At 70.6% G+C, this 24,942-nt stretch carries 22 protein-coding genes and 3 pseudogenes; 8 read left to right on the top strand and 17 right to left on the bottom strand.

From position 1 onward, the window contains the following. Window positions 1-161: 161 nt before the first annotated feature. From OG689_RS39460 to OG689_RS39450, 3 genes and pseudogenes are all read right to left on the bottom strand, one after another. Entirely contained in the window at window positions 162-1,598 is a 1,437-nt protein-coding gene (locus OG689_RS39460; RefSeq protein WP_266326618.1) for a non-reducing end alpha-L-arabinofuranosidase family hydrolase, read from the bottom strand. 294 nt (window positions 1,599-1,892) lie between these two features. After that, a pseudogene (locus OG689_RS39455) lies at window positions 1,893-3,359 on the bottom strand (endo-1,4-beta-xylanase); the annotation flags it as partial. Window positions 3,360-3,655: 296 nt separating this feature from the next. Further along, complete coding sequence (locus OG689_RS39450; protein WP_266327762.1) at window positions 3,656-4,537, bottom strand: glycoside hydrolase family 11 protein; 882 nt, start codon at window positions 4,535-4,537, stop codon at window positions 3,656-3,658. 976 nt (window positions 4,538-5,513) lie between these two features. On the opposite strand from OG689_RS39450, the gene OG689_RS39445 reads away from it, so the two are divergent. Both OG689_RS39445 and OG689_RS39440 read left to right on the top strand, forming a co-directional pair. Further along, a complete protein-coding gene (locus OG689_RS39445; protein ID WP_266326616.1) occupies window positions 5,514-6,761 on the top strand; it encodes a histidine kinase in 1,248 nt (415 codons plus the stop codon). Then, window positions 6,749-7,399 (top strand): response regulator transcription factor, encoded by a 651-nt coding sequence (locus OG689_RS39440; RefSeq protein WP_266318246.1) that lies wholly within the window; start codon window positions 6,749-6,751, stop codon window positions 7,397-7,399. Before OG689_RS39445 ends, OG689_RS39440 begins: the two co-directional genes overlap by 13 nt. 532 nt (window positions 7,400-7,931) lie before the next feature. On the opposite strand, the gene OG689_RS39435 is transcribed toward OG689_RS39440, so the two are convergent. Further along, window positions 7,932-8,315, bottom strand: coding sequence for a hypothetical protein (locus tag OG689_RS39435; protein ID WP_266326614.1), 384 nt, complete (start codon window positions 8,313-8,315; stop codon window positions 7,932-7,934). 684 nt (window positions 8,316-8,999) lie between these two features. Here OG689_RS39435 and OG689_RS39430 point away from each other — a divergent pair. Together OG689_RS39430 and OG689_RS39425 are read left to right on the top strand one after the other, a co-directional pair. Further along, entirely contained in the window at window positions 9,000-9,347 is a 348-nt protein-coding gene (locus tag OG689_RS39430) for a VOC family protein (RefSeq protein ID WP_266326612.1), read from the top strand. A gap of 290 nt (window positions 9,348-9,637) precedes the next feature. Continuing rightward, window positions 9,638-11,338 (top strand): PKD domain-containing protein, encoded by a 1,701-nt coding sequence (locus OG689_RS39425; protein ID WP_266326610.1) that lies wholly within the window; start codon window positions 9,638-9,640, stop codon window positions 11,336-11,338. A 362-nt stretch (window positions 11,339-11,700) separates the two neighbouring features. Here the strand turns inward: OG689_RS39425 and OG689_RS39420 are convergent, their stop codons facing one another. From OG689_RS39420 to OG689_RS39380, 9 genes are all read right to left on the bottom strand, one after another. Further along, entirely contained in the window at window positions 11,701-13,374 is a 1,674-nt protein-coding gene (locus OG689_RS39420; protein ID WP_266326608.1) for a ricin-type beta-trefoil lectin domain protein, read from the bottom strand. 810 nt (window positions 13,375-14,184) lie between these two features. Next, entirely contained in the window at window positions 14,185-14,571 is a 387-nt protein-coding gene (locus tag OG689_RS39415) for a gas vesicle protein K (protein ID WP_266326606.1), read from the bottom strand. A 28-nt stretch (window positions 14,572-14,599) separates the two neighbouring features. Continuing rightward, the gene (locus OG689_RS39410; protein ID WP_266326604.1) at window positions 14,600-14,845 is read right to left on the bottom strand and encodes a gas vesicle protein; all 246 of its coding nucleotides are present in this window, start codon (window positions 14,843-14,845) and stop codon (window positions 14,600-14,602) included. Window positions 14,846-14,849: 4 nt separating this feature from the next. After that, window positions 14,850-15,638: a GvpL/GvpF family gas vesicle protein gene (locus tag OG689_RS39405; RefSeq protein ID WP_266326602.1), complete on the bottom strand. Its 789-nt coding sequence runs from the start codon at window positions 15,636-15,638 to the stop codon at window positions 14,850-14,852. Further along, the gene (gvpJ, locus tag OG689_RS39400; RefSeq protein ID WP_266326600.1) at window positions 15,638-16,147 is read right to left on the bottom strand and encodes a gas vesicle protein GvpJ; all 510 of its coding nucleotides are present in this window, start codon (window positions 16,145-16,147) and stop codon (window positions 15,638-15,640) included. The genes OG689_RS39405 and gvpJ overlap by 1 nt, the downstream gene beginning before the upstream one ends. Window positions 16,148-16,244: 97 nt before the next feature. Beyond that, window positions 16,245-16,493, bottom strand: a complete 249-nt coding sequence (locus tag OG689_RS39395; protein WP_266326598.1) for a gas vesicle protein GvpG — start codon at window positions 16,491-16,493, stop codon at window positions 16,245-16,247. A gap of 12 nt (window positions 16,494-16,505) precedes the next feature. Further along, entirely contained in the window at window positions 16,506-17,219 is a 714-nt protein-coding gene (locus tag OG689_RS39390; RefSeq protein WP_266326597.1) for a GvpL/GvpF family gas vesicle protein, read from the bottom strand. Between the two features lie 3 nt (window positions 17,220-17,222). Further along, window positions 17,223-17,654, bottom strand: a complete 432-nt coding sequence (locus OG689_RS39385) for a gas vesicle structural protein GvpA (protein WP_266326596.1) — start codon at window positions 17,652-17,654, stop codon at window positions 17,223-17,225. 101 nt (window positions 17,655-17,755) lie between these two features. Continuing rightward, window positions 17,756-18,148, bottom strand: coding sequence for a gas vesicle protein (locus OG689_RS39380; RefSeq protein ID WP_266326594.1), 393 nt, complete (start codon window positions 18,146-18,148; stop codon window positions 17,756-17,758). 680 nt (window positions 18,149-18,828) lie between these two features. Here OG689_RS39380 and OG689_RS39375 point away from each other — a divergent pair. The 4 genes from OG689_RS39375 to OG689_RS39360 all read left to right on the top strand — a co-directional run bounded on the left by OG689_RS39375 (window position 18,829) and on the right by OG689_RS39360 (window position 21,455). Beyond that, complete coding sequence (locus OG689_RS39375) at window positions 18,829-19,770, top strand: histone protein (protein ID WP_266326592.1); 942 nt, start codon at window positions 18,829-18,831, stop codon at window positions 19,768-19,770. A 2-nt stretch (window positions 19,771-19,772) separates the two neighbouring features. After that, entirely contained in the window at window positions 19,773-20,861 is a 1,089-nt protein-coding gene (locus OG689_RS39370; protein ID WP_266326590.1) for an SRPBCC family protein, read from the top strand. Window positions 20,862-21,014: 153 nt separating this feature from the next. Then, the gene (locus OG689_RS39365) at window positions 21,015-21,173 is read left to right on the top strand and encodes a hydrophobic protein (protein ID WP_266326588.1); all 159 of its coding nucleotides are present in this window, start codon (window positions 21,015-21,017) and stop codon (window positions 21,171-21,173) included. Between the two features lie 108 nt (window positions 21,174-21,281). Then, window positions 21,282-21,455, top strand: a complete 174-nt coding sequence (locus tag OG689_RS39360) for a CsbD family protein (protein ID WP_266326586.1) — start codon at window positions 21,282-21,284, stop codon at window positions 21,453-21,455. Window positions 21,456-21,628: 173 nt separating this feature from the next. Here the strand turns inward: OG689_RS39360 and OG689_RS39355 are convergent. The 4 genes and pseudogenes from OG689_RS39355 to OG689_RS39340 all read right to left on the bottom strand — a co-directional run. Further along, window positions 21,629-21,857 (bottom strand): annotated as a pseudogene (locus tag OG689_RS39355) (SRPBCC family protein); the annotation flags it as partial. Between the two features lie 121 nt (window positions 21,858-21,978). Beyond that, window positions 21,979-22,347 carry a low affinity iron permease family protein gene (locus tag OG689_RS39350; protein ID WP_266326584.1) on the bottom strand — a complete coding sequence of 123 codons (369 nt, stop codon included), beginning with the start codon at window positions 22,345-22,347 and terminating at the stop codon, window positions 21,979-21,981. A gap of 87 nt (window positions 22,348-22,434) precedes the next feature. Next, window positions 22,435-22,920 (bottom strand): annotated as a pseudogene (locus OG689_RS39345) (YihY/virulence factor BrkB family protein); the annotation flags it as partial. Between the two features lie 407 nt (window positions 22,921-23,327). Beyond that, window positions 23,328-24,449 carry a YbdK family carboxylate-amine ligase gene (locus tag OG689_RS39340; protein WP_266326582.1) on the bottom strand — a complete coding sequence of 374 codons (1,122 nt, stop codon included), beginning with the start codon at window positions 24,447-24,449 and terminating at the stop codon, window positions 23,328-23,330. Between the last annotated feature and the right edge of the window lie 493 nt (window positions 24,450-24,942).

The following is a 24,942-nucleotide window of genomic DNA, read 5'->3' as shown; positions in this document are numbered from 1 at the left end:
GCCCACGACGGAAGCCCACAGCGGAGCGGCCCCCAGCCGACGCACGGCTGGGGGCCCCGGAGCGGTGATCATCGGTCAGCAGGTGGAGTTGTCCACGCCGTGGACCGTTCGTCCAGGTGGCGGCGGGCCGGACCCGACGCGATCACCGTGGACCGGGCGGGTCAGCGCTGCAAAGTGAGGAGCCCCGGGCGGTACGGCAGTTGGTCGTAGGGGCCGGTCGCGGTGGGGGACTTGCCCTGGTAGAGGAGCTGCAGGTTGCAGGGGTCGATGGTCATGGTCTGGTCGGGGTTGTTGCGGACCAGGTCACCGTGGCTGATGTCGTTGGTCCAGGTGGCGCCGCTGTTGGCCTTGCCCGCGAAGGGGTTACTCTCGGTGGCCGCCTGCGGGCTCCACGAACCGCTCAGGCTGGAGGCGGTGAACGAGCGGAAATAGCGCTGCTCGTTCGCGCCCCGAGCCTCAACGATCATGAGGTACTGGTTCTGGCCCTTGACCTTGTAGACCTGCGGTGCCTCGAACAGGTTCTTCACCGTGTCGCTCATGACCGTCGTGTACGAGGAGCCGAAGCTGCCCGGGAAGTTCCCGATCGGCATGCTCGCCCGGTAGATGCTGCCGTTGTCACCGGCGAAGAACAGGTACATGTTCTGGTCGTCGGCGATCAGGGTCTGGTCGATCGGGGCGGCGCCCGGGATGCCGCCGGTGAACAGCGGCTGCGGCGCGGACCAGCCGTTGGGGTTCGTCGGGTCGCTGGAGGTGCGGTAGATGAAGGGCCACGCACCCCACTGGTAGGCCAGCACCCAGATGTTCTTGGGCGCGAAGTAGAACAGCGTGGGCGCCACCGTGGCCTGGCTCATCCCCGTCTGGGGGGCCGAGGCCATGTCCGACCAATTGGTGAAGGGGGCGAACGCCATCGAGCCGTACGAGGAGCCGTTCACGTTCGACGCGTAGACCAGGTGCTTGCCGTTGTACACCACGTCGGTGAAGTCCTTCACCGACGTCCAGCCGTTCGCCGGCTGCGCCAACGCACCCGTCGACGACCACCGGTACGTCGACGGCAGGGCACACGTGCCGCCCGTCGGCGTGGGCGACGGGGTCGACGCCCCGGACAGGCCGGTCCACTTCTGGTTGCTGCCGCCGTTGCACGTCCAGATCTGCACCGCCGTGCCGTTGGCCGTACCGCCGCTCGCCACGTCCAGACACAGCCCGGACTCCACTCCGACGACCGTGCCGTCGGAGTTCAGCCGCCACTGCTGGTTCGCAGCGCCGCTGCAGGTCCAGATCTGCACCCGGGTACCGGCCGTGGTGGCGTGACCCGGAACGTCCAGGCACTTGTCGCCGTACACGGTCAGCTGGTTGCCGGACGTCGAGGTCCACAGCTGGTTGGTGCCGCCCGAGCAGTCGTAGATCTGCAGGGACGCGCCGTCGGCCTGGCTGGCGTTCTGCACATCGAGACAGCGGCTGGAACCTGTCCCGCGCAAGGCGCCACTGGTGGCGGCCTGAGCAGGCTGGGCGACGAGCATCGCCGCCAACGCGGCCAGGATCGCGACCGCGGCGGTGAGTGCCGCGGACAGCTGCCTGCGGCTGGAACTTCGTCTGCGCATGGGGATCTCCTTTGAGAACGGATGGAACTGCCACGCGACCCTGTTAGCGTTAACATGCCTACGCCGCCATGAGCCCGTGACCAGGGGTCGCCATCGGGCCGGTGCTGGATTGCCCGCCCTTGGCGGTTGACTTCGGGAGCGGCGACATCGGCCGGCCCGCGCGCCGGCCGGGCGTCGCGGTCTCGTCCGGCCGCGTCGCGGTGCTGAGCGGGTCACCCTCGCCCGGTGGCGCGCGGGCGCTTTCACGGCGGGGCGAAGGGATCCGGCCCGGGGCTACTCAGGTCACCTGAAGGTCCAGTGCTGGTTGGCGCCGCCGGTGGCGTCCCAGATCTGGACGGGCGTGCCGTTGGCGCTCTGACCGCCGGGGAGCTCCAGCGCCCGGCCGCTCGCGACGTTCGTCAGCGTGTAGGAGCCGTCGCTGTTCTGATCGGCCCGCCAGTGCTGGTTGGCGCCACCGTTGGAGTCCCAGACCTGCATCCGCGTGCCGTTGCCGGTCCGGTCACCCGGCTCGTCCAGTACGCGGCCGCTGGCGACGTTGGTCAGCGTGTAGGAACCGTCGCTGTTCCGACCGGCCCGCCACTGCTGGTTGGAGGCACCACTGGCGTCCCACACCTGGAGCGGGGTGCCGTTGCCGTTCTGTCCCGCAGGCTCGTCGAGCACGCGTCCGGCGGCCACGTCCGAGAGCGTGTAGACGGTGCCGGAGACGATGCCCCCGCCCGGTGTGCCGCCGCTGCCGCCCAGGGCGGCGAGTGCCGCGCCGTAGGCGGGCTTCTTGTTGCCACTGTTGTCGAACAGCAGCGGGTTCTCGCCGGTGCGCCACGAGTCGCTGTCGCGGATGCCCCAGACCGTGATGCCCGTGCAGCGGGCAACGTCGAGGCAGGCCCGGACGGTGTTGGTGTACGCGGTGGTGGATGCCTGGGCGATGTCGAGTTCGGTGATCTGGACATCGACGCCGAGCGCGGCGAAGTTGGCGAGGGTGGTCTGGAAGCTGCCCGACGGGCCGCCGGTGCCGAAGTGGCTCTGGAGGCCGACGCAGTCGATCGGCACGCCGCGGGACTTGAAGTCCTTGACCATGCTGTAGACGCCCTGGGTCTTGGCGTCCGACCAGTTCTCGATGTTGTAGTCGTTGTAGCAGAGCTTGGCCGAAGGGTCGGCGGTCCGGGCGGTGCGGAACGCCTCCTCGATGAAGCCGTTGCCCAGCACGTTCTGGAACACGGACCCCCGGTGCTGGCCGCTGCCGTCGTCGGCGAAGGCCTCGTTGACCACGTCCCAGGCGTAGATCTTGCCCTTGTAGTGCGTCATCTCGGTGGTGATGTGATTGTTCATCACACTACGCAGGGTGTTGGCGTCGGTGATGGAGCCGACCCAGCTGGGCAGTTGGGAATGCCACACCAGGGTGTGGCCGCGCATCCGCTGGCCGTGCGCGGTCGCGTGGTTGACGATCTGGTCGGCGGCCCCGAAGTTGAACGAGCCGCGGGAGGGCTCGATCGCGTCCCACTTCATCTCGTTCTCCGGGGTGATCATGGTGAACTCCCGGTCCAGGATGCCCGCGTACGTGGAGTCCCCGAGCCTTCCCGCCGCCACCGCGGTACCGAAGTACCGGCCGGACTGAGCGGCGACGGCCCCCAAGGACCCTGCGGAAGCTGCGTTCGCCGACCAGCCCGCCGCTCCGGTCGCGACGAGGGCGACACCGGCGATCAAGCCGGTGGCGGCCGTCAACCTTGAGCGGAGACGGGACTGCTGCTTGTTCGGCCATGACATGACGGATCGTTCTCCTTGTGTGTATGGGGGATGCCAGCGGCACCGGTTGAGGACCGGCGCACGGTCCTGACCGTTCTGCCAGGACGTACTCGGCCGGGCCGTTGCTGCCGGGCAGGGGGCGGCACAGGTCCAGGAGTGGCGCCTGGCCCCGCCGAAGGGCTGTGCGGTCGGTTGACGCACCACTCACCCTTGTGATGTCCGGCCGACGGCCGGCATCGGCCGGCTCTCAGAATCGGCCTGTTAACGCTAACAATTTGCAGCGGACAAGCGCCCTGCCCGAGGAGCCGGCCCTTGGGTCAGCTCACGCTGCAGGAGACCGTCGGCCAGGTGGTGCTGCCGTTCTTCATGACGGTCATGCCCCAGTTGTTGCCCGCGCCGTCGGAGGTTGCGAGGAGGGTCTGCGCGTCGGGGTAGGACGCGTTGATGTTCCAGGTCGAGCCGACCTTCTCCGGCGAGGGCACCTTCACGGTCACCTTCCAGGTGTCGGATCCGGTGACCGAGACGTTCAGGTTGTAGCGGTCGCTCCACGAGGCGCCGGCGGAGAGCGTCGCGGTGCAGCCGCCGCTACCCCCGCCGGTGGAGGAGCCGAGCGTGATGTTGGAACTACCACTGCTCTGATACCCCTCGGTGGCCATGATCTCGTAGTTCATGGTGCCGAGGGTCATGCCGTACTTCGCCCAGGCGTCGAAGTGGTTTCCGACGGTGATGGTTCCGCCGGTCCGCTTGGCCTGACGGACGCTCCAGTACTGGTTGAAGGTCTTGTTGCCCTCGATGGAGGGGGCGTTGTAGCGCGTCGTCTCGTAGATGTCGTAGGTGCCGCCGTCAGTGCTGACGGTACCCTTGTACGTGCCGGTGGGCTTGTAGGAGCCGTAGTTCTCGACGACGTAGTACTCGACGAGCGGGTTGGTGCTCCAGCCGTAGAGCGACAGGTAGGCGTTACCGCTGGTGCTCCAAGTGCCCGAGTAGGTCACGGGGTTGCGCGACCCGGTGCTCCAGCCCTTACCGGCGACGAAGTTTCCGGCGTTGCTCCAGGAGGTGCCGTAGTTGCCGCCGCCGTTCAGGGACATCGAGGCCGCACCGCTGCCCTCGGTCCAGAACGAGTAGAAGTATCCGCCGTCACTGCCGGTCTGGTTCGCGGTGATGGTCGCGGCGTCGGCGGTGCCGGGCAGGAGCAGCACGGCCGCGACGGCCGGCGCGAGAAAGCGGCCGCCCCGGCGGACCTTCCTGACGAGCCGCCAGGGGAGCTTGGCCGCGCGGCGCTTGGGGTGGGGATCGTTCACGGGGGTGATCCATCCTGTCGATGAGTCGGGGTGGGGGTGGGCGCAGCCCCCGCGCGCACCGATGGCCGTGAAGGGGTGGATCGGCCGGACGGTGTCGCGCAGCGGTGCACACAACCGATTGGTCCTCAATGCCGCTCCACCCGAAGCCGGCTGACGAAACTCCGATCCAGGGCCGGGCGGATTTGTCGACGGCGACAGTGTTGGCCCGGACTCGACAAGCTGTCAACACTTTCGACCGAAACAGTGAAAGTATCGGACATCCCCGGGCTCGCCCTTGCTCGAAACACCGCAGGCCAGACGCCTGGACACCTGCGCAGTCCGGTCCCTTGACCAAGACCCTGCCGATTTTCAGCGATCAGCCGCCGCCGCAAGCCGCAACATGCGACGGCAAACCGTCGAAAGTTTCGAGATGGACAGGGCTCCGCGCGCCACAGGCGCTCGAACTGCCGGACTGCCCACGACCAGGAGTTCACTTCCCCGGCCAACGCGAACACGACAGTCAGCTCCCGAACAGGATCACCTCATGTCGACTCTCGGGGACTCGGCCTGATCCGGGCGTGGAGGGTGGCCTCGATCAGATCGCCTGGTGGAGTGCCGCGTGGGTCCACCACGTCGCAGGGGCGGCGCAGATCATCGGCGAGGGAGGCCGGGCGGCCGCGGGCCGCCGGCCGCCGCATCCAGTGCGCGATTCGGCATAGTGCCTGTTCCACCGGGCCCGGTCCACCTGCCAGCTGCCAGCAGAAGCCGACCTACCGACCCGAGATGCGGTCCGCCCACAGGCCAAGATCAAGATCCACGGCTGGTACTAGGTTCACCATGAGATCGGGTACAGGTTTCATGGCACCGTCCTCCTGCGGTGCCCTAGCGTCGTGCCATGACGATTCCAGCTGGACTGAGACGCACGGTCCTCCGGGCACAGCGGGACACCGGCTTTCTTGCCGCTGGTGTGCTGCCGCACCTGGCGCTGGTGCCCGTGTGGGCCTGGGCGGTGGCGACTACCGCCAGGACGGGGAACCGGCTCCTCACGGTTTCCGTGTCGGCCGCCCTGGTCCTGCTCGGCACCCCGGTGCTGACGGCTGTTCAGCGGGCCCGCTACCGGGTGCTCATCGGTGTGGACGTTCCCCGGCTCACCCCCACCGCGCCGGAACAATGGACGTGGGCCTCGACCGCCCGGTGGCTCGCGGCGACGCGGCCTTGGCGCAAGATCGGCTACCACCTCCTGCTGGGCCCGCTGCTCGCGCTGCTCGAGCTGCTGGTGCTCGCGGTGGCGGCGGCGTGCCTGGTGGGTGTCATCGCCTACGCCTGGTCATGGGCGCTGCCAACCGGAATCCGCCAGGACTGGTTCGGCTACCTGACCCAGCTGCCGGCTTACACAGCGGCTGGACTCCTCCTCCTGTGCGCCCTGCCCTGGACCGCGCGGGCAGTGGCCCGGGCCGAGGCGCGGCTGGCACTGGGCCTGCTCGGGCCCAGCCGGGCGCAGCGGCTCCAGGAACGGGTAGATCAACTGGCCGTGAGCCGGACCGACTTGATCGAGGCCGTCGACGCGGAGCGCCGCCGGATCGAGCGTGACCTGCACGACGGAACCCAGCAGCGGTTGGTGTCGCTCGCGGTCAACCTGGGTCTGGTCATCGCCACCCGCCCGGACCTGCCGAGTGATGCCCGCGAGGTGATCGCGAGAGCGCACCTGCAAGCGAAGGAGGCGATCGCCGAACTCAACGACCTGGTGCGGGGGCTGCACCCGGCCGTGCTCGAAGACCGAGGTCTGGACGCGGCGTTGTCCGGGCTGGCTGCCCGCACGCCCCTGGCGGTGCGGCTGCGGGTCGATCTGGAGGAGCGGGTGGCGCCCAACGTGGAGTCGGTCGCGTACTTCGTGATCTCCGAGGCGCTGACCAATGCAACGAAGCACGCCAACGCGATGCGTGCAGAGGTGATGGTCCGTCAGGTCGGCGAGGTGCTGCGAGTGCGCGTTACCGATGACGGGCTGGGTGGTGCCGACGCCGCCGCCGGCACGGGGCTGAGCGGGCTGGCCAAGCGGGTCAGCTCCCTCGACGGGGCCTTCCAGGTCAGCAGCCCCGTCGGCGGGCCCACCACCATCACCGCGGAGCTGCCGTGCGCGCGGTGATCGCCGAGGATTCGGTGCTGCTCCGGGTCGGCCTCGTCAAGGTGCTGGAGACGGGCGGCTTCCGGGTCGCCGCGGAGGTCGGCGACGGGGAGGCGCTGGTGGCGGCGGTGGCGGAGCACCGGCCGGAACTCGCCCTGATCGACGTCCGGATGCCGCCCGGCTTCACCGACGAGGGGGTGCGGGCCGCGGCGGAGATCCGCCGGCGGTGGCCGCGGACGGCGGTGCTGCTGCTGTCGCAGTACGTGGAGGAGCGGTACGCGGCCGACCTGCTGTCCGCCCACACCGGCGGGGTGGGCTACCTGCTCAAGCAGCGGGTCGCCGATGTCGCGGACTTCGTGGCGGCGGCCCGGCGGGTGGCGGCCGGGGGCACGGCGTTGGACCCGCAGGTCGTGGCCCAGCTGCTGCTGAGGCGCGGCGGCGACCCGCTGAAGCGGCTGACCCCGCGCGAACGGGAGGTGCTCGGACTGATGGCGGAGGGGCGTTCCAACGCCGGGATCGCGGCGGAGCTGGTGGTGGGCGAAAGCGCGGTGGCCAAGCACATCAACAACATCTTCGCCAAGCTGGACCTGCCCGTGGCCGAGGCGGACCACCGCCGGGTGCTCGCCGTGCTGCGGTTCCTCGGAGCGTCCCGGGCCTGACCTTCCCACCCGTGATCACGATCTACGGCTGGAGTACCGACCCACCCCAACCACCACCACGGCCGGGACACACACCCACACCCACACCCACGACCTGCACCCCCAGGCCCGCACCCGCCTCTACGCCCCCAACGCCCGCCGGCCCGCACCCGCCCCTGCACACCCAACGCGCGTGCACCCAGCCCTGCGTCACCGCCGCAACGCCCGCCGCCACTGCACAGGCGGGACAACGCGCCACCGGCGCCCGGATGTGCCACCGTAGAAAGACAGCCCCACCACACGAAAGGAACCCACATGTCATCCAAACGACGCCGCAAGAAGAAGGCACGCCGCAACCACAAAGCAAACCACGGCCGCCGCCCCCAGTGCTGAACACCCCGAAACCAACCCACACCACAACAAGCCACACCACAACCCCCGGGGCGCCGACACCACACGGCGCCCCCACCCACACCCCCCGTACCGCCCCTGCCGCAGCACGGTCGCCACGACCGACCTCGTGGCCCCACCCCGAACCCGGGATGTCGCGCGTTCACCCCCGCCCCGGTGTCACCCCGGCACCGCCACCGTCCCCGGCAGCGGGCGGCACCGGACGCCGCAGCGTCACCCCCAGACAGCTGCCCGCCGCGTCCAACACCGCTTCTGCCCGGCGCATGTGACGCAGCACCAACGGCAGGAACGTGCCACGGAAGCGGTCAGCCCCTCGCAGTTCCCCGGCGGCCTCCTCCAGCAGGACGCCGGCTCGCCGCACCACCTCGCCCCGTGCACTGGCCAGATACTCCCCCGCCAGGCCCGTCAAGGCATCCGCCAGCTCGGCCGCCCCGGGATCCTCCACCACCTCCCCGCCGAAGAACACCATCCGCTCCGCGATCCGCATCAGCGCCGCGTCTCTGCGCCCCGCCCACCACACCGTCACGCCTTGATCATGCCCTGTCACCGAACGCCGCGGGCCAGGACCATCAAGTTTTCCCAACACCCCCCACGTCCAGCCAAAACACCCGTACCCTGCCACCAGCCCACCTCACCCCAGGCGAACGAACCGACCGCCCGAGGCGCCGTGCGGACAGACGGACGGCCCAGCAGGCGACGTCCCGCCGACGCGGGGGCGCAGGATCGGTGCCGGTGAGGGTTGCCCCGGCAGCGGCTGCCCGCGCGAGGTCGCGGTGCACCGCCAAGGACTCGCCTCGAACGCAGCCCGGGCTACGACCTCGACGTGCCAGCAGGCCATCGCCGGGCTGCTGCCCTCCGAGCAGGCGTGCGACGCTGCCGCCCTGCTCGTTGCCCGCACCCACCGCACCCCCGCCGGAACATCGCCTCCCGGGAACTGTCGGCCTCGGCCGAGGCCGCCGGCGAGGCCACCGGGAAGTGCATCAGGACGGAGCAGCTCCTCCCGTCCTGAGAGCGCGACCTGCGGATCTGTCCCGACGACGGCGCGGGGATCGCGCCGGCCGGGGCGCGCCGGCAGAGTGCCGGGCCGGCCGACGGGGGCGGGGCACCACGGGGTCGGGTGCTCCCGGCCCGGCGGCGGTCGTATCCTGCCAGTGCCTCTGGAAGTCCTGGAAGTCCTGGAGATCAGGTCCGCTCTCACCTGGAGTCGTCGGTGGCCGTTCGTCGCGTCGTGCCCAACATCCGGTCGGATGCCGCGCAGGAGAACCGGGAGTTCTACGGTCTGCTGGGCTTCGAGGAGGTCATGAACCACGGCTGGATCATGACGCTCGCCTCCCCCACCGCACCGGCGGCGCAGATCAGCTTCATGGACCGGGACAGGACCGCGCCGGTGTCCCCGGACCTCAGCATCGAGGTGGACGACGTGGACGCGGCCTACGCGGCCCTCCGGGAGAGCGGAGCGGAGATCGTCCACTCGCTGCAGGACGAGGAGTGGGGCGTCCGGCGGTTCTTCGTCCGTGACCCCAACGGCCGGGTGGTCAACGTCCTCGGCCACCGCTGACGCCGCTTGCGTGCGCATCCCCACCGAGGCCCGCCTCGGTCCGGCGCCCACCACGGATCGCGCAGAAGACCGTGGAGCTCCGCGGCGATCTCTGCCGGCGGGGTGCGGCGCCAGCACCCCTGCAGCAGCCGGGGGCACGGATTCCGATGGCAAAGGCTCGGCTGTGGCGGCGAACCACGACAGTGTTCTCCGGTAAGAGTGGGATGCGAACCTTCGGTGGGATAGGCTTCGTGATCAAGAGCTTTTGAACGAGTTCAGGAATTGGGGGGCCGGTGTACCGTCACCGTGTCATGATCTCTGCTGTCGTCGTCTCGGCAGTCGTCGGCTTCATACCCGCCAACGCGCAGGCGGCGAGTCCGTCGGGTGCTCCCGGCGCGGGTGCGAGTGCCACCACCCCGGCCGCGGGGGCCGGGAAGGGCGCGCCCTCGGCGGGAGCCTCCGCGCGGAGCGCCGAGGACGCCGCCGCCGAGAAGGCCGCGCGGGATGCCGTGGCGAAGGACATCGCCGCGGGGAACGCCAAGGCCGCCAAGGCCAAGAACAGCGCCCGGTCGGCGCCCGGCGCGTCGGGTACGCCGGCTGACTCGGCCGAGCAGCCGTACTTCCAGGTCTCCACCGGTCGGTCCAACCGGAACGCGCACGGCATGGGGATGGCGGTCGGCGTCAGCACCGACCTGACCCAGGGAGTCGTCACCTACCAGGTCGACTGGGGCGACGGCAGCACCTCCTCCGACATCGGCCTCCTCAGCGAGGTGAGGTTCCTCAACCACACCTTCGCCGAGGTCGGTTCCCACCAGGTCACGGTCACGGCGACCGAGGCGATCAGCAAGCTGACCGCCGTCACCGTCTTCGAACAGGTCGTGGACGGCTCCGAGTTCACCCCGCACTCGCCCACCCGGCTGCTGGACACCCGCGACGGCACCGGAGCCCCGGCCGCCGGGGCGGTCGCCCCGTACGCCACGGCCAGGGTGAAGATCGCCGGCAACGGCGACATCCCGGCGGGGGTGACATCGGTGGCCCTGAACATCACCGCCACCAACACCGCGGTCGACGGGCACGTCATCGCGTACGCCTCCGGTGCGAAGCAGCCGACCACCTCGAACGTGAACTTCACGGCCGGGCAGACCGTGCCGACGCTGGCGATCGTGCCGGTCGGTGCGGACGGGTACGTCGAGCTGGCCAACCGCAGCGGCAGCCCGGTGGACCTGCTCGCCGATGTGACCGGGTACTTCAGCAAGTCCGCGGCCAACGGGTACACCTCCGTGAAGCCGTCCCGGATCGCCGACACCCGCGAGGGCAGGGGCACCGCCCAGGGCCAGGTCGCCGGGCAGACCTCCTTCGCCCTGCAGGTCGCCGGCCAGGGCGGGTTGCCGGCCCAGGGCGTCGCGGCCGTCGCGCTCAACGTGACGGTCACCGACCCGAAGGGCCCCGGTCACCTGACCGTGTCGCCGAGCGGCCTGCAGCCGTCGGCCACGTCGAACCTGAACTTCACCACGGGACAGACGGTCGCCAATGCGGTGATCGTGCCGGTCGGCCCCGACGGCCGGATCACCGTCCGCAACGGCGCCTGGGCCGCAGCGGACGTCATCGTGGACGTCACGGGCTACTACGGCGCGGACGGCAAGGCCGCCTACCTGCCGGAGGAGCCCCGGCGGTTGTACGACTCCCGGCCCTGGGGGCCGCTCTCCGGCCGTAACTTCGACCGCGAAGGGGTGTGGACGTCCGGCCGGGCGCTGGAAGCCCTCGTCCTGAACACGACGGTGACCAACGGACACGGCAGCGGCCACCTCGCGGTCGCTCCGGAGCCCGGCAACCTGGGCGGCGCCAAGCCGACTCCGCCGGACTCCTCGGTGCTGAACTGGACGAAGGGCGCAACCGTCTCCAACCTGGTCCAGGCGGACTTCAGGAACGTGGAGTACGTCGACATCTGGAACCTGGGCTGGGAGCCGACCGACCTGATCGTCGACCTGGTCGGCATGTACGACCGGTCCTGACGCCCCGTCCGTGCCGGTAACGGCACCGAGCCGGAGGCGGGCCCCGTCAGCCCGCCCCGGCCCGCGTCTGCGCGCGCCGGTCCCCGGACCAGTCGCCGGCAGGGAATGCGGGCAAGCAGTGGGCGCGTTCCGTGATCGCGGGCGGGTGCTGAGCTGCCGGTGGTTGCCCGGCGAAGCATCCTGGGTGACGGGCCCGGGAGCGGGACAGCCGAAGCCGGCCAGGACCGGAAGAGAACGGGACAGACGGATAGCCGGACCGAGATCTCGAAGCGCGGTCCCCCCGAGCACGACGGCGAGTGCCCCACCGTCAACCCGTCAACGGTGGGGGCACTCGCCGTCCAAGGCCGAGGTCCCGCTCGTTCTCAGGCCAGGGCAAACTTCTGGGCGCCGGAGCCGTTGCAGTCCCAGATCTGCAGCCGGGTGCCGTTCGCGGTGGCACCGGAGGGGGAGTCGATGCACCGGCCGCTGGTCGGGTTCGACAACGAGCCGTCGCTGTTGGGGACCCAGTTCTGGTAGCCGCCGCTGTTGCAGGTGGCCAGCTGGAGCTGTGTACCGGCGGCGCTGTTGCCGCCGGCGATGTCCAGGCACTTGCCCAGCGTGCGCAGGGTCTGGCCGCTCCAGGTCCACTTCTGGTCGAGTGAGGTCGCCTGCTGGCAGTCCCAGAGCGCGACCGCGGCGCCGTCGCCGCCGTTGTCGTCACCCGCCACGTCCACGCACTTGCCGCCCGGACCGTAGATCGGGGTGCCGATGGCGAACTTCTGGGCGCCGGAGCCGTTGCAGTCCCAGATCTGCAGCCGGGTGCCGTTCGCGGTGGCTCCGGACGGGGAGTCGATGCACCGGCCGCTGGTCGGGTTCCGCAGTGAGCCGTCGGTCTGCCGCACCCATGACTGGTAGCCGCCGCTGTTGCAGGTGGCGAGTTGCAGCTTCGTTCCCGCGGCGCTGTTGCCGCCGGTGATGTCCAGGCACTTGCCGAGGGTCTGCAGGGTCTGGCCGCTCCAGGTCCAGTGCTGGTCCTTGGCCCCCGACTGGCAGTCCCACAGTTGCACCGCGGTGCCGTCGCCGCCGTTGTCGTCGCCGGCCACGTCCACGCACCTGCCCCCCGGACCGGTGATCGTCTGGCCCGTCACCGAACCGCCGCCGCCACCGCCGCCGGGGCCCTTGTTGTAGACGGCCACCGAGTCGATGACCAGCTTGCCTCCCGAGACCGTGGCCGCGTTCGGGCCCCCGCCGTAGGCGTCAGGGAATCCGCCGCCGATCGCCAGGTCGTAGATGATGAAGAACGGGTGGTCGATCGCGTTGGCCCAGGTCGTCGAGTCCACCTGGTTGGCGTTGACGGTGAAGAAGTTGTTCCCGTCGAGGTAGAACCGCACCTGCTCCGGCGACACCGAGCGGTCGATCTCCGCCGCGTAGTCGTGGAAGCCTGTCTGGCAGCCCGGACAGGCGCGTTCGCCCGAGCCGATGCCGGTCGACTCGTTGCACGGACCGCCCGGGTTCACGCCGCAGTGGATCGTACTGAACTGGGAGCTGCGGCCGTTGATGTCCTCCATGATGTCGATCTCGCCGGACTTCGGCCAGGTCACACCGTCGCGCAGGGGTGCGCCGAGCATCCAGAACGCCGGCCAGTACCCCGCACCGTTGGAGGTGTTGACGTCCGGCTGCTGCAGGACGGACTCGATGCGTACGACTCCGCCCGCCGGAGCGCCGAAGGACGCCGACTGGGTCTCCACGCGACCGGAGGTCCATCCGCCCCGCGGGTCGGACCCCGAGTGCAGGGCTCGGAGCACCAGGTGGCCCTGGCCGTCGTAGTAGACGTTCGAGGTGCTGTTGGTCATGGTCTCGATTTCACCGGTGCCGAAGTTGCTGCCCGGCCCGGTGTCGTACTTCCACAGGCTCTGATCGATGCCGGTGCCGGACGCACCGTTGAAGTCGTCGCTCCAGGTGAGCGTGAAGCCCGGCGGCGTCGAGGGCACCGCCGCCTGGACGTTCGCTGTCCCGACGACGGTGGCCGCCACCGTGACCGCGACCACGGGGACCATTGAGAGCGCTCTCTTCCACGCGCGGCGCCGTGGCCGTGCCATAAGAAATGTCATGCATGCAGCATGTCGATCCACCCTCCGCGCGGCAAGAAGACCGACGCGGTTATCCTCGCGAAATTTCGTGAACTCACCCTGGCCGACCACCCGGAGACGGCTGGAGCTGACGCCCGCTCAGAGCTCGGCACACGGTTGTGCGGCGGGCGGGGCGGGGGCGGCGGCGCCGGGGTTCGGGCGCGGACCGCCGCCCTGGCCGCCGCGAGGGAAGGGTCGCACCCGTCGACCGCCGACCTGGCCGATGCTGCGCGAGCGCGGGCGACAGGTGCAGCGGACGTGGCCCGGCGGCGACGTTTGCCAGATCGAACGTCAAGTACGCTTGACGCTGCGGCGGGTCGCTGGTCTTCTCCGCCATGACCTCCACCTCGTCGCCACCTGCGTTGGACGCCGTCGCCGTCGTCGAGAGCGGGTCGGGGTGACGGTGCACTGCCGCCGAATCAGCCGAATCACAAGACACCGCCGTCCTGAAGGAACGCCGGGACACGGCCGACGAGCGCGCGGCGGCCAGGCTGGGGCTCTACCTCGACCGTGGACGTCCACGACCCCTGGCAGGGCGCCTGCCCGGCCTTCACCGCCTGCGTGGAGACCATCGAGCAGGGCGCCGACCGACACCTTCAGCCGGAACGCCGATCACGCCCGAAGCACTCGCCGGCCGGGGCACGGCAGGGCAACGGCACAGCGGGCCGAGGCAGGGCGCTCCCTGTCCGTTCCTCCGGAAAACGAGCTGGCGCCGCCCGCTTCGGGGCGGCCCGCGTGTCAGTCCGGCGGCAGGAGAGGACCGAGCGGACCCAGATCGAGGTTCAGGTCCGCGCGGGTCAGCTCGTAGCGGGCGCAGAGTTCGTCCATCCGGTCGTCCAGGCCCATCAGGGTGGCCCCCAGCTGCTCCTCCTGCTCCTCGGTGAGGGTCCCGTCGTCCACCCGGCGCAGTGCCTGGCGCTCCATGAGCTGGCGGAGGAGTTCCACCAGGGTCAGCACCAGTTTGACCAGGTCACGCTCCACGCTCTCCGGATCGGTCCCGATCCGGCGGACGGTCCGCCGGGCCGGGTCCGGCGGCTGCGGGACGTCCTGCGGTGTGGCCGGCAGCAGGCGGAACGCACGCGCGGCGGCCCGCGCGACCTCGTCGTAGCGGGTCTCCCGTGACATGCCGTCATCCGTCACGGCTGGCATACCGTCATCCGTCACGGCGCGCCGCCGTTCCGGATGCCAGGTCCCACGGTGCCGGGTTCAGTTCGCTGACGGAGACGATCAGGGCGCGCAGCGAGACCCGGACGAGGTCGATATCGGCGATCGACAGCACCAGGTCACCCGTGACCACCACTCCGCCACTGAGCAGACGGTCCAGCAGGTCGACCAGGGCCACCTGCCGGCCGGGCATCGGTTCGGCCCGCTCGGCCGGTTCGGGAGTCGTCGGGTCCATGCGGTCACCCTCCGTCGTCCGGGGGCGTCGCGAAGGAGTAGGGGGCCCAGGGGCCGGTGACCTCGACATGTACGCCCGGCAGGCCGTCCGCTGCGGTCAGGACGGACCGGCGAAAGGCCTCGGACCGGCTCTCGGGCACGAGGTAGGCGTCGTTGACGACGTTCTCGCCGTCGCCGCCGGCCAGTTCACCCTGCTGGACGCGGTGCCGTGCCCGTTCGACAGCCAGCCCGCGGGCGGCCGCCTCGATCCGTTCCTCGGCCTGTTCGGCGGCACGGTAGGCGTCGGCGCGCCGGTCCCGCTGGGTCCGTCGGCTCTTCAGGTAGGCGCGGCCCGGGCTGAGGGCCGCGTCCGCCGCCGGTGGGTGGCGTGCCGGCTCCGCCGAGGCGTCGACGTAGAGCTTGATGCCCCATTCGACATGGGCGTCCAATCGGGCCAGACGGTCGGTGAACACACGCCGGCGCGCGTCGAGCACGTCACGAAGCCGGTCCTCGTCGAGGTACACGGTCGCGAGCCGGAGCGGCAGCACGGTCGTGGCGGCGGACAGCGCGGCGACGACCTCGTGGTGGGCGCGGGCGACCTGCTCCAGCCAGTCGAGGTCTTCCAGGTGCCGGGCGAGCGCGTCCTCCTGGAAGTCCGCCGCCGGCACCCGGCTCGTTGCCGCGACCACCTCGGGGGTGGCCCCGTGGAGCAGGCTCACCCGGGTGCCGGCGACGCCGCGCAGGCCGGTCAGCCGGTCGGGAAGTCCTTCGGCGGCTCTGGCCACGGCGTAGGCGTAGACGACCGTCGACGCCATCACTCCTCCCTCGGTCTACGGGGGCGGGACGCGGGGGTGGCACGCGGGCGGGACGTGCGCGGGCGGGATGTGCGCGGGACCGGCTCCGCACGCTTCGGCCCGGCCGGTGGGCGCGCGAGCTCGGTGGGCTCCTCGCCGGGCGGCAATGCCGCCTCCCGGCGCAGGGCGGCGATCTCCGTCCGCAACCGCTCGTTCTCGCGTGCCAGGGCACCTTCGTCGGCCCGCCCGGGTACCCGTTCAGGACCCGCTCTGGAGGAGAGCGCGGGATCGTGCTCCCACCAGTCGATACCCATCTCCTTCGCCTTGTCGACCGACGCGACCAGCAGGCGCAGCTTGACGGTGAGAAGTTCGATGTCGAGCAGGTTGATCCGGATGTCGCCGGCGATGACGATCCCCTTGTCGAGGACGCGTTCGAGGATGTCGGCGAGGTTCGCCGAGGATCCCTGGCTGTACGGCGGGGCAGCTCTGGAGGGGAATGATCCGAATCTGTCGGCCACCGGTTCCGTCACGGCCGCTCGACCTCCCTCTCGCCTTGTCCCGGTGCCTGTTCAGGGCGCCGGGTGGAAGCCTGCCGGGTTCCGTTCCTCCTCGTGTTCGCCCGGGCGTTCAGCGCTCGCCGCGCCGCCACGCCCTGATCTCGTCCAACCGGTCGAGCAGTTCGTCCTCCCGCTCGTCGAAGGCCTGCTCACTGATGTCACCGGCCAGCAGCGCCTTCTCCAGTTCGGCGAGCTCCCGCTCGACCGGGGCCGGGTCGTAGTACTCCTCCTCGGCCGCTTCCTGAATCCGCTCCACGACCCACACCGCCCCGCGGACGGGCGCCAGCGGAAGAGTGACGATCTGCGTGAACAGGCCCATGGCCGTGGCTCCTTACACGAAGCTGTACGCGGGCAACGGGCCTCGCAGGCGGAAGTCGACGCTTTCCCCGAGCCGTTCGGCGATCCCCTGCTCGGCCTCTCGGAACTCCTTCTCGTCCGCGCGGGCCACCAGGAAGGAGATGTTCAGGAAGTCGTCACCGACCGGCTGGGACGAGCGTTCGTCCCGCGCGAACGGACGCAGTGCTTGCACGACTCCGGCGGCCAGCGCCTCTTGGCGCACCCGGACCTCTTCCGCGACGATCTCACCCAGCGCGAGCGGCAGGTCCGGGCCGCCCCCACCGCCGCGGATCTCGTCGTTGAGGGTCCTGGCCTCTTCCGACTCCTCCAGGATGCGGCGTAGCAGTGTTTCCTGGTCCTCGGCCGCCTTGAGGTGGTATTCGGCGCAGCCCTCCAGGGCCTCCAGTCGGGCGGTGTATTCCTCGGTCCGCCCCTCCAGTGCTTTGCGAACGAGGTCGTCGCTCTCGGCGGTGAGGCCGAAGCGCAGTGGCAGGACGGTGCCGTCCGACATCAATCGCTCCTGAACTGCCTGATGGGCGGCCAGGTCACGCCGCTTGGGTCGCAGATCGGGCGGCGCGTCGCTGACGACCGCGCAGAGCGGGCCGGCGGTGACCGTCCGGAGTTCGCCGGGAGACTCCCCGACTCCGCGGAGGTCCTCCAGGCGCAACGGGTGTGCCGCGTCGACGACCGAGTAGACGTAGACGGCCATGGCTCACTCCTCCCGGCGTCGGGCGGGCCGGCGTGCGGGTCGCTCCCGTCGCTCCTCGGGTTCCTTCTGCTCGTCCTCCCGTCCCAGGTGGAGGGTGTCGGCCACGGCCTCCACCGCGCCGGTGAGCGCGCCCTTGCTCTTGCCCTTGGCGCCTCCCTCGGTGACCTCGCCCACGATGTCGGTGAGCTGCGTCGGGGCCTTGCGTCCGGACTCCAGGTCGAGTCGGTTGCAGGCTTCGGCGAAGCGCAGGTAGGTGTCGACGCTGGCTACCACGATTCGTGCATCGATCTTGAGGATTTCGATGCCGACCAGGGAGACGCGTACGAACACGTCGATGACCAGGCCACGGTCGAGAATGAGTTCGAGGATGTCGTACAGATTGCCGGATCCCGCACCTCTGGCGACGCTTCCCCCGCTCTGCGGCACGACAGTCACGCTTCGCTCCCTTCTCCGGCCGGGCGCGAGGTCCGCCCGCGCTGCCAATTCCAGGCTCCCGACGTCGTTACGGACGCGATGAGTCGTCGCGACCTCGCCGGTCATCTGCGGTCGATCTGCCCGCGCGTGTAGCGACGGACGCGTTCGTAGGCCACCAGCTCGCCGTCCCGGTCCAAGGTCACCCGGTAGCTGGCCATCACGCTCGTCGTCTCGGGGACGCGCTCCAGCTCGAGGACTTCGACGTCGGCCTGCCAGCCGTCCTCGGTCGGCTTGACGGCCGAAACGGACTCGGGTGTCCTGCCGAGCAGTTCTTCGAGTTGTCGGGCCGCGTAGCGCATCGCGTGGGGCGCGGACACTCTGTGTGGCCGCCGCCGGGTGACGCCCTCGGCCGCCGGGGCTTCGTGGCCGCGCTCGTCGGAGGATCCGGCTCCGGCTCGCTCGCGGCTGGACCGGGCTCGGGTCCTCTCCCTGCGATCCTCTGCACCTGCGGCCATGCTCTTCTCCGAAGGCCGGAGACGACGGACTGCCTTTTACCGTTCCGCGAAGGAACGGACATTTCATGCTATAAGAGCGCTACTTGCGATGCTACGCCGTATCTTCCGGTGCGGGAGCCCGCGGAACCGATGCCCGCACCTCGGGAGCAGCCGGTCCGACCCGGCGTTGCCGAAGCGCCCCGACATGCGGCCGCGACCGTAACTCACCAGACTGGTAGGTGGGCAGGGCGGCAACAGCGGCGCGTTCCCGCTGATGGAGGAACGCCGCACGCCGGAGACGTCCACGCTGCTCTGCCGTCGAGGTAAGGCCGAGCAGCATGCGGAGGCGTGATCGGTGTTCATCCCCGACAGCGGCCCGCGCCCTGTCGGATCGGACGTAGCGGTGCCACCCGGCGCCGGAGGCCGGCCGTGCCCGCGCGGTGGCCGTCGGCCCCGTCGCCGAACACCCTCCCCTCGCGCATCCTCCGCACCAGCCGGCCCGGCGCCGGCCACCCGCCCCACCCTCGCCCGTACGGCGCGGACCACGGCCGGCACTCGGCGACCCGCTCGGGGACCCTCTCGGGGACCCGGTACCGGCAGGTCGGTCGCGGGGAAGCACGGCCCGCCGGACGCACAGTCACCCCGCCTGTCCGATGCGCGCGCCATGGCGCCTTCGGCCGGCCGTCTGAAGGGAACGTCTCGTGAAGGAAACTGCGAAAGTTGCTCTCGCGGCCGCAGTCGCGGGTGGCTACGTCCTCGGCCGCGCGAAGAAGGGCCGGATGGCCTTCGCCGTGGCCACCTATCTCGCCGGCCGCCGGTTCGGCCTCGACCCGCGCCAGCTGGCCACCGAGGGAATGCGCCGGCTCTCCGAACTCCCGCAGTTCACCGAACTCAACGAGCAGGTCCGCGGTGAGTTGCTGGAGGCCGGCAAGCATGCCGTAGCGGCGGCCGCGAACAAACGGCTCGCCGAGCTGGCCGACTCACTGCGCGACCGCACCCAGCGGCTCGGCCAGGAGGAGGACGAGGCCGAGGACGAGTACGCCGAGGACGAGTACGAGGACGAGGAACCCGAGGACGAGGAACCCGAGGAGGACGAGAGGGAATCCGAGCCGGAACCGGAGGAGGACGAGGAGGACGAGGAGGAGGCCGGGCCACCGGAGGAGCCCGAACCCGAGGAGGCGAAACCGCCGCGGGCCCGACGCCGCCGCACCGCGAAGGCGCCGGAGGAATCCGAGCCCGAGGCCGCGAAGAAATCCACCGCCCGGCCGCGCCGCCGCACCACGACCGCCGGGGAGGACGAGGAGCCCCGCCGCCGCACCGCCGGCAGGGCAGCGCCCGCCAAGGCAGAACAGGGCAAGACGGATCTGGCGCAGCGCTCCCCGAGCAAGGCGGCGGCGAAGAAGTCGACCGCGCGCAAGGCGCCCGCGAAGGGCGAGGCCGAGCCGCGTAAGACGGCCGCGAAGAAGTCCGCACCGGCAAGGAAGACACCGGCCAAGAAGGCACCTGCCAAGAAAGCACCCGCCAAGAAGGCCGCACCTGCGCCGAGGGCCGCCAAGAAGTCGGCCGCCCCGGCGAAGAAGGCGGCCACGGCCAAGCGGAGCGCCGCGAAGAAGGCGCCCGCCCGAGCCGGCCGCGGGAGGTAGCCATGGCCAGGACGGAAGAACGCCCTTCCGACACCGAGGTCTCGGGGTTGGACCGGCTGCGCGAAGAGGTCGTGAACTATCTCGGCGTCCAGGCTGAACGCCTGGCGGAGAAGGCCGGTGACAAGCTGACGGACGTCACGCACCAGCTTTCCGACGTCGCCGAGAACGGCGGCGTGCTGCCCAAAGCCGGCGGCCGCATTCTCCAGGGGGAATCGCCGTTGAAGGCCTTCATGAGCGAGAAGGCCAAGAGCGTCAAGGACAACGTCGTCGGCAAGGTCAAGGAGGCCTTCGGCCGCGGAGGGAAGGGCGGCAAGTCCGGCACGACGAAGGTCATGAACATGGTCGAGGTGCTCGACGTCGGCGTGCCGCTGCGGACCGCCTACGACCACTGGACGCAGTACGAGCGGTTCAGCGGCTTCGCCAAGGGCGTCCGCAGCGTCGACAAGGGCGACGACGTCAGCAGCAACTGGAAGGTCAAGGTCGGCCCCTCCACCCGCAGTTGGAAGGCATCGGTGCAGGAGCAGATCCCGGACGACCGCATCGTGTGGACCTCCGACGGGGCCAAGGGCTCGACCCACGGCGCCGTCAGCTTCCACGAACTCGGCCCGACCCTCACCCGCATCGTCCTCGTGGTCGAGTACTACCCGTCCGGGCTCTTCGAGAAGACGGGCAACATCTGGCGGGCCCAGGGCCGCCGGCTGCGGCTGGACTTCAAGAACTTCCAGCGCTACGTCACGTTCGCGGAGGAGGACCCGGAGGGCTGGCGTGGCGAGATCCGGGAGGGCGAGGTGGTGCGAAGCCACGAGGAGGCCATGGAGGACGAGGCCGACCGGGACGGCGACGAGGAGCAGTACCCCGCTGACGACGAGGACGAGGCCGGTTTCGACGACCGCGACGACGAAGGGGAGGCGGAGGCGGAGGAGGACGAATACGAGGAGGAGGAGGACGGCGCTTACGCCGACGACGAGTACGACGGCCGCGAGGAGCCGTACGGGGACGAGGACGAGGAGGCGGACGAGGACGAGTACCGGGACGACGAAGACCCCGAGACGGACGAGTACGACGACGAGCGGGCGCCGGAAGAGAAATGAGCCCGATACTTCGGGCCGCGCACGGTAGGAGGTGCTGACCCGCACCTCCTACCGTGTGCGAAGGACGAAAGTGGCAAGTACGCGAACATCTCCCCGTCGATCTGCATATTCTGCCCACCCCCGGGCAGACGCGGCTCGAAGGAGGTTGGTGTCATGGGCGTCGTACTTCTGGTTCTCCTGCTGGCCCTGATCCTGGGCGGAGTGGGTTTCGCGATCCACGCGCTGTGGTGGGTGGCCCTGGTGGTCCTGGCACTGTGGCTGCTGGGTTTCGTCCTGCACGGAGCGGACGGGGGTCGCTGGTACCGCTGGTGAGGCGCGGCACCCGGCGTCCATGGAAGTCGACTACAAGACGCATGTCGACCGCAAGGCGCATACGGAACACAAGAACGTACACGGAAAACACTGAGAAGGTTGGTCGGAATGGGCGCGAAGGACAAGATCGAAAACGCTGCCGAATCGGCGAAGGGGAAGGCCAAGGAGGCCGCAGGAAAGGCGACCGGCGACCGCTCGACGGAGATCTCCGGGAAGGGCGACCAGATCAAGGCGGACGTGAAGCAGGCCGGTGAGAAGCTCAAGGACGCCACCAAGCACTGAGGCAGTAGTACACAGGTTGGGGCGGGACCGATCGGATCGATCGGTCCCGCCCCAACCTGTGCCCGGAACAGGAAATCGGACGCGGCGGTAGCTGCCGCGAGTACCTCGTCGCAGTCCAGCACCCGCCGCAACACCGCCAGTTCGCGGGCCGACGCGGAACTCGCGAGCACGACGGTGGTCCGCCAAGCCACCCGCTCGTCCGGCAGTTGATCGACGATCTCGGTGTCGAACTCACGGCTGACGCCCGGCGATGCTGGTCCGCCAGTGGCTACGGCGCTCGTCCAGCTGGACGACCTCGTCGACGCCCTCCATGAACTTCGGGAACTCCTCGAACTGCGTCCACTGGTGGTAGGCGGTGTGCAGGGGCACGTCCAGCTCGACCGATTCCTTCACCGTGCTCATCCGGGTTCCTCCTCGAAAGCTCGGGTCCCGGCGGCCGGGCGCGCGCCGCCGTCCGGCCGGTGCCGGGGTGTCAGGCGGATCGCGGGCCGAAGGGGCGGTGCGGCGGGCCGGGGCGGCGTGCTCAGAGCCGCTCCTCCATCCGGATCGCCTTACGGAGCTCCTCGTGCGCCTCGCCCGGGTGCCCCTCGTGCTGTTCGAGCAGGGCGGCCGCGATCGCGTCGAGTTTGCGCTGGAGGGCGTGTTCGGCGCGGCGCTCGGCGTTCTTGAGCAGCGCCAGCAGCAGCAGGGTGACCGCGGTCATGGTGTCGCCCACCAGGATCTGCCACTCCGCGGACAGGCCGGCCGCGTGGACGGCGAAGAAGGCGGCCACCAGCAGGACGCAGAACACGGAGAACGCGGGCGAGCTGGTGAGGTTGGAGGCCGCTTCGGCGAGCCGCTCGAACCGGCCGCGCCTGCCGTCACCGCGTTCAGCGGGGTGCGAGAGCGTCATGTCTTCTCCCTATCACTTACCGTGTCCGCGGCGTCGGACGCCGGGGTCGCCCCACCCGTGGCGGGGCGCACAAAAGGGTCGGGCGGATCAGGGCTGCTCGTCCTCGGGCCACGTCCGGGTGTCGCGGGGCCGGACGTACGGCTCCTCGTCCTTCGGCAGACCGCCCTCGACGGCGCGTTCGCGGGACAGCTCGGCGTCGAACTCCGGGCCCGGCAGAATGGCAAGGTTGGAGATCCACAACCAAAGGTTGGAGATCCACAACCAGACGAGGAGAACGACGACTCCCGCCAGGGTGCCGTACGTCTTGTTGTACGACGAGAAGTTCGCGACGTACAGGGCGAACCTGGCGGAGGCTGCCATCCAGAGCGCGACCGCCGGCAGACTGCCCGGGGAGATCCAGCGGAATCCGCGGTTGCGGACATTGGGTGCGGCCCAGTGGAGAACGGCGATCATGAGGGTGACCAGCAGCACCAGGACCGGCCACTTGGCGACGGCCCAGACCGTCAGCGCGGTGTCCCCCAGACCGAGCGCCCTGCCGACGCGGTCCGCCAGCGGGCCGGTGAACACCACGACCCGGCAGGTCGACCTCGCCCCGGCCGCGACCTGAGGCCGGGAGACGCCGTCCGGACACGGTGCGTCCGACGGCACGCCCGCCAGGCACACGCTGGATCCGCGCCGCCTCGCGAGGCCCATCGCGGGATTGCCGGGCGACGGAGCGTACGGCGGCTCCGCCGCTCCCCTGCCCGCCCGGGGCTCCGGGCACCGGACGCCCCCGGCGGCGAGGCCGTACACGCGATACGGGCCCCGCGCTCGTACTGCCCGACGGACGGCCCCGGCGGCGAGGCCGTACACGCGATACGGGCCCCGCGCTCGTACTGCCCGACGGACGGCCCCGGCGAGGCCGGGCGGCTCACCGGCCGGAGCGGACGGGTGCGGGCTCCGCGAAGTCGGCCGCTCCTCAGCCCGCGTGGACGGTCAGGTCAGCCCGCGTGGACGGTCAGGGCCGCGAGGTCGTCGACGACCTCGGTGAGGGACCCGTGGCGACGCCGGACGGCCTGCTGGCGCTCCGCCCCCGTCCCGGCGGCCAGCAGCCCGCCGAGCAGCGACTTGACCTGTTCGAGGTCGCCCGTCGCCGCCAGCCCTGGAGCGCCGCGCCGTAGGAGTTCACCCAGCAGCTGGAGCATCGGCCGGGCGACGCCGTCCGGGCCGACCCCCGTACCGCGCAGTCCGTACAGGGCCGCCTGCCGGTGGGCGCCGGTCAGTTGCGAATCGCTGACCACCGGCCCCGGGACTCCCCGGTCCGCCTCGTCGAGGAGCACGGCGGCCAGGCCGCGGAGCAGCAGCGCCAGTAACAGGGTGGTGTCCACTCCTGCGTTGACGTCGGCCACCCGGATCTCCAGGGTCGGCAGGTGCTCGGACGGCCGGGCGTACCAGTAGATCATCCGCCGGTCCAGGACCGTTCCCTGCGCGACGAGGCGGTCGGCCAGCTCGTCGTAACCCCGCTCGTCCAGCACCGGCGCGGGCCCGACGGTGGGCCAACGCGCGTACCGCAGGGACCGCCAACTCGCGCAGTTGCGGTTCAACCCGCCCGCGAAGGGAGAGTTGACCGTCAACGCCTGGAACACCGGCAACCACGGCCGCAGCCGCCCGCTCAACAGCAGCGCGTCGGCCCTGCTGAGGGTGCCGAGATGGACATGGCAGCCGCCCAGTTCGCCCGCTCCGGTGGCCAGCGGACCGACGAGTCCGGCGATCCTCCGATAGCGGTCGCCGTCGGTGATCCGCATCGGCCGGCAGCTCAGGATCCCGCTGGCCGAGGCGACCAGCAGGCAGTCGGCACGCCGTGCCGCCGCCGCGGTCACCCGCCGGCCGTGCAGCAGTTGCCGGCGCAGCTCACCTGCGGTGGCCACCGGTTCCGTGCACACCTCCACCTGGGTGGCGAAGAATTCGCTCTGCACCTGTGGCCCGAGCACCGTCTCCACGTCCGCGATGACCTCGCCCGCGCGGGGGACCGTCACCCGGGTTCGCCGGTCCGCCAGCAGGAACTCCTCCTCGACACCGAGCGTGAGCGGTGGGCGTCGTGGAGCGAATTCTGAGGTGGACATCCGGGTCTCCCTGGTGATCGACGGGTGCGGACCTGGTGATCGACGGGCGTGGACCGAATCGACGGGCCTGCGTCGAAGCGCTGGGCGACGCCGACGTGTCCGAGGCGTCCGAGCAGCTCCGCCACGGGCCATGTCGCACCTGCCCCCGGGGGCCGGCCGGAAACGCTCCGCCCGCCACCCCCCGCGTGTGAGCGCCGAAGAAGGGGGCAGACGCGTGACGAACCGGAGGCGGGCGGGCGGCCACGCCGGACCCCGCCGGGCGGGCGACGTCGGGCCTGACCATGGGGTCGTCCGACGGCCCCGGCCGAGTGCGGCAGGCCGCCTCCGGCGACGGGCGGACGGGCGGACGGGCGGACGGACGGACGGACGGACGGACGAAAGAGGGGAAGCTCACAGTGGTGGACGACGTCGACTGTCCGGCCTGCGGCAGTTCCGACACGGTACGGCTGGCGACCCCTGAGGGCTGGCGCTCGCACCGGTGCCAGCAGTGCGA

This window comes from Kitasatospora sp. NBC_00240, assembly GCF_026342405.1.
In the GTDB taxonomy this organism is placed as follows: Bacteria; Actinomycetota; Actinomycetes; order Streptomycetales; family Streptomycetaceae; genus Kitasatospora.
This window is presented reverse-complemented; position numbering and strand designations above follow the sequence as displayed.

Bases quoted from the DNA above. Each gene is read 5' to 3' on its own strand.
- OG689_RS39460 (WP_266326618.1), bottom strand. From the start codon at position 1,598: ATGCGCAGACGAAGTTCCAGCCGCAGGCAGCTGTCCGCGGCACTCACC.
- OG689_RS39445 (WP_266326616.1), top strand. From the start codon at position 5,514: ATGACGATTCCAGCTGGACTGAGACGCACGGTCCTCCGGGCACAGCGG.
- OG689_RS39425 (WP_266326610.1), top strand. From the start codon at position 9,638: ATGATCTCTGCTGTCGTCGTCTCGGCAGTCGTCGGCTTCATACCCGCC.
- OG689_RS39420 (WP_266326608.1), bottom strand. From the start codon at position 13,374: ATGGTCCCCGTGGTCGCGGTCACGGTGGCGGCCACCGTCGTCGGGACA.
- OG689_RS39415 (WP_266326606.1), bottom strand. From the start codon at position 14,571: ATGTCACGGGAGACCCGCTACGACGAGGTCGCGCGGGCCGCCGCGCGT.
- OG689_RS39410 (WP_266326604.1), bottom strand. From the start codon at position 14,845: ATGGACCCGACGACTCCCGAACCGGCCGAGCGGGCCGAACCGATGCCC.
- OG689_RS39405 (WP_266326602.1), bottom strand. From the start codon at position 15,638: ATGGCGTCGACGGTCGTCTACGCCTACGCCGTGGCCAGAGCCGCCGAA.
- OG689_RS39395 (WP_266326598.1), bottom strand. From the start codon at position 16,493: ATGGGCCTGTTCACGCAGATCGTCACTCTTCCGCTGGCGCCCGTCCGC.
- OG689_RS39390 (WP_266326597.1), bottom strand. From the start codon at position 17,219: ATGGCCGTCTACGTCTACTCGGTCGTCGACGCGGCACACCCGTTGCGC.
- OG689_RS39380 (WP_266326594.1), bottom strand. From the start codon at position 18,148: ATGGCCGCAGGTGCAGAGGATCGCAGGGAGAGGACCCGAGCCCGGTCC.
- OG689_RS39370 (WP_266326590.1), top strand. From the start codon at position 19,773: ATGGCCAGGACGGAAGAACGCCCTTCCGACACCGAGGTCTCGGGGTTG.
- OG689_RS39365 (WP_266326588.1), top strand. From the start codon at position 21,015: ATGGGCGTCGTACTTCTGGTTCTCCTGCTGGCCCTGATCCTGGGCGGA.
- OG689_RS39360 (WP_266326586.1), top strand. From the start codon at position 21,282: ATGGGCGCGAAGGACAAGATCGAAAACGCTGCCGAATCGGCGAAGGGG.
- OG689_RS39350 (WP_266326584.1), bottom strand. From the start codon at position 22,347: ATGACGCTCTCGCACCCCGCTGAACGCGGTGACGGCAGGCGCGGCCGG.
- OG689_RS39340 (WP_266326582.1), bottom strand. From the start codon at position 24,449: ATGTCCACCTCAGAATTCGCTCCACGACGCCCACCGCTCACGCTCGGT.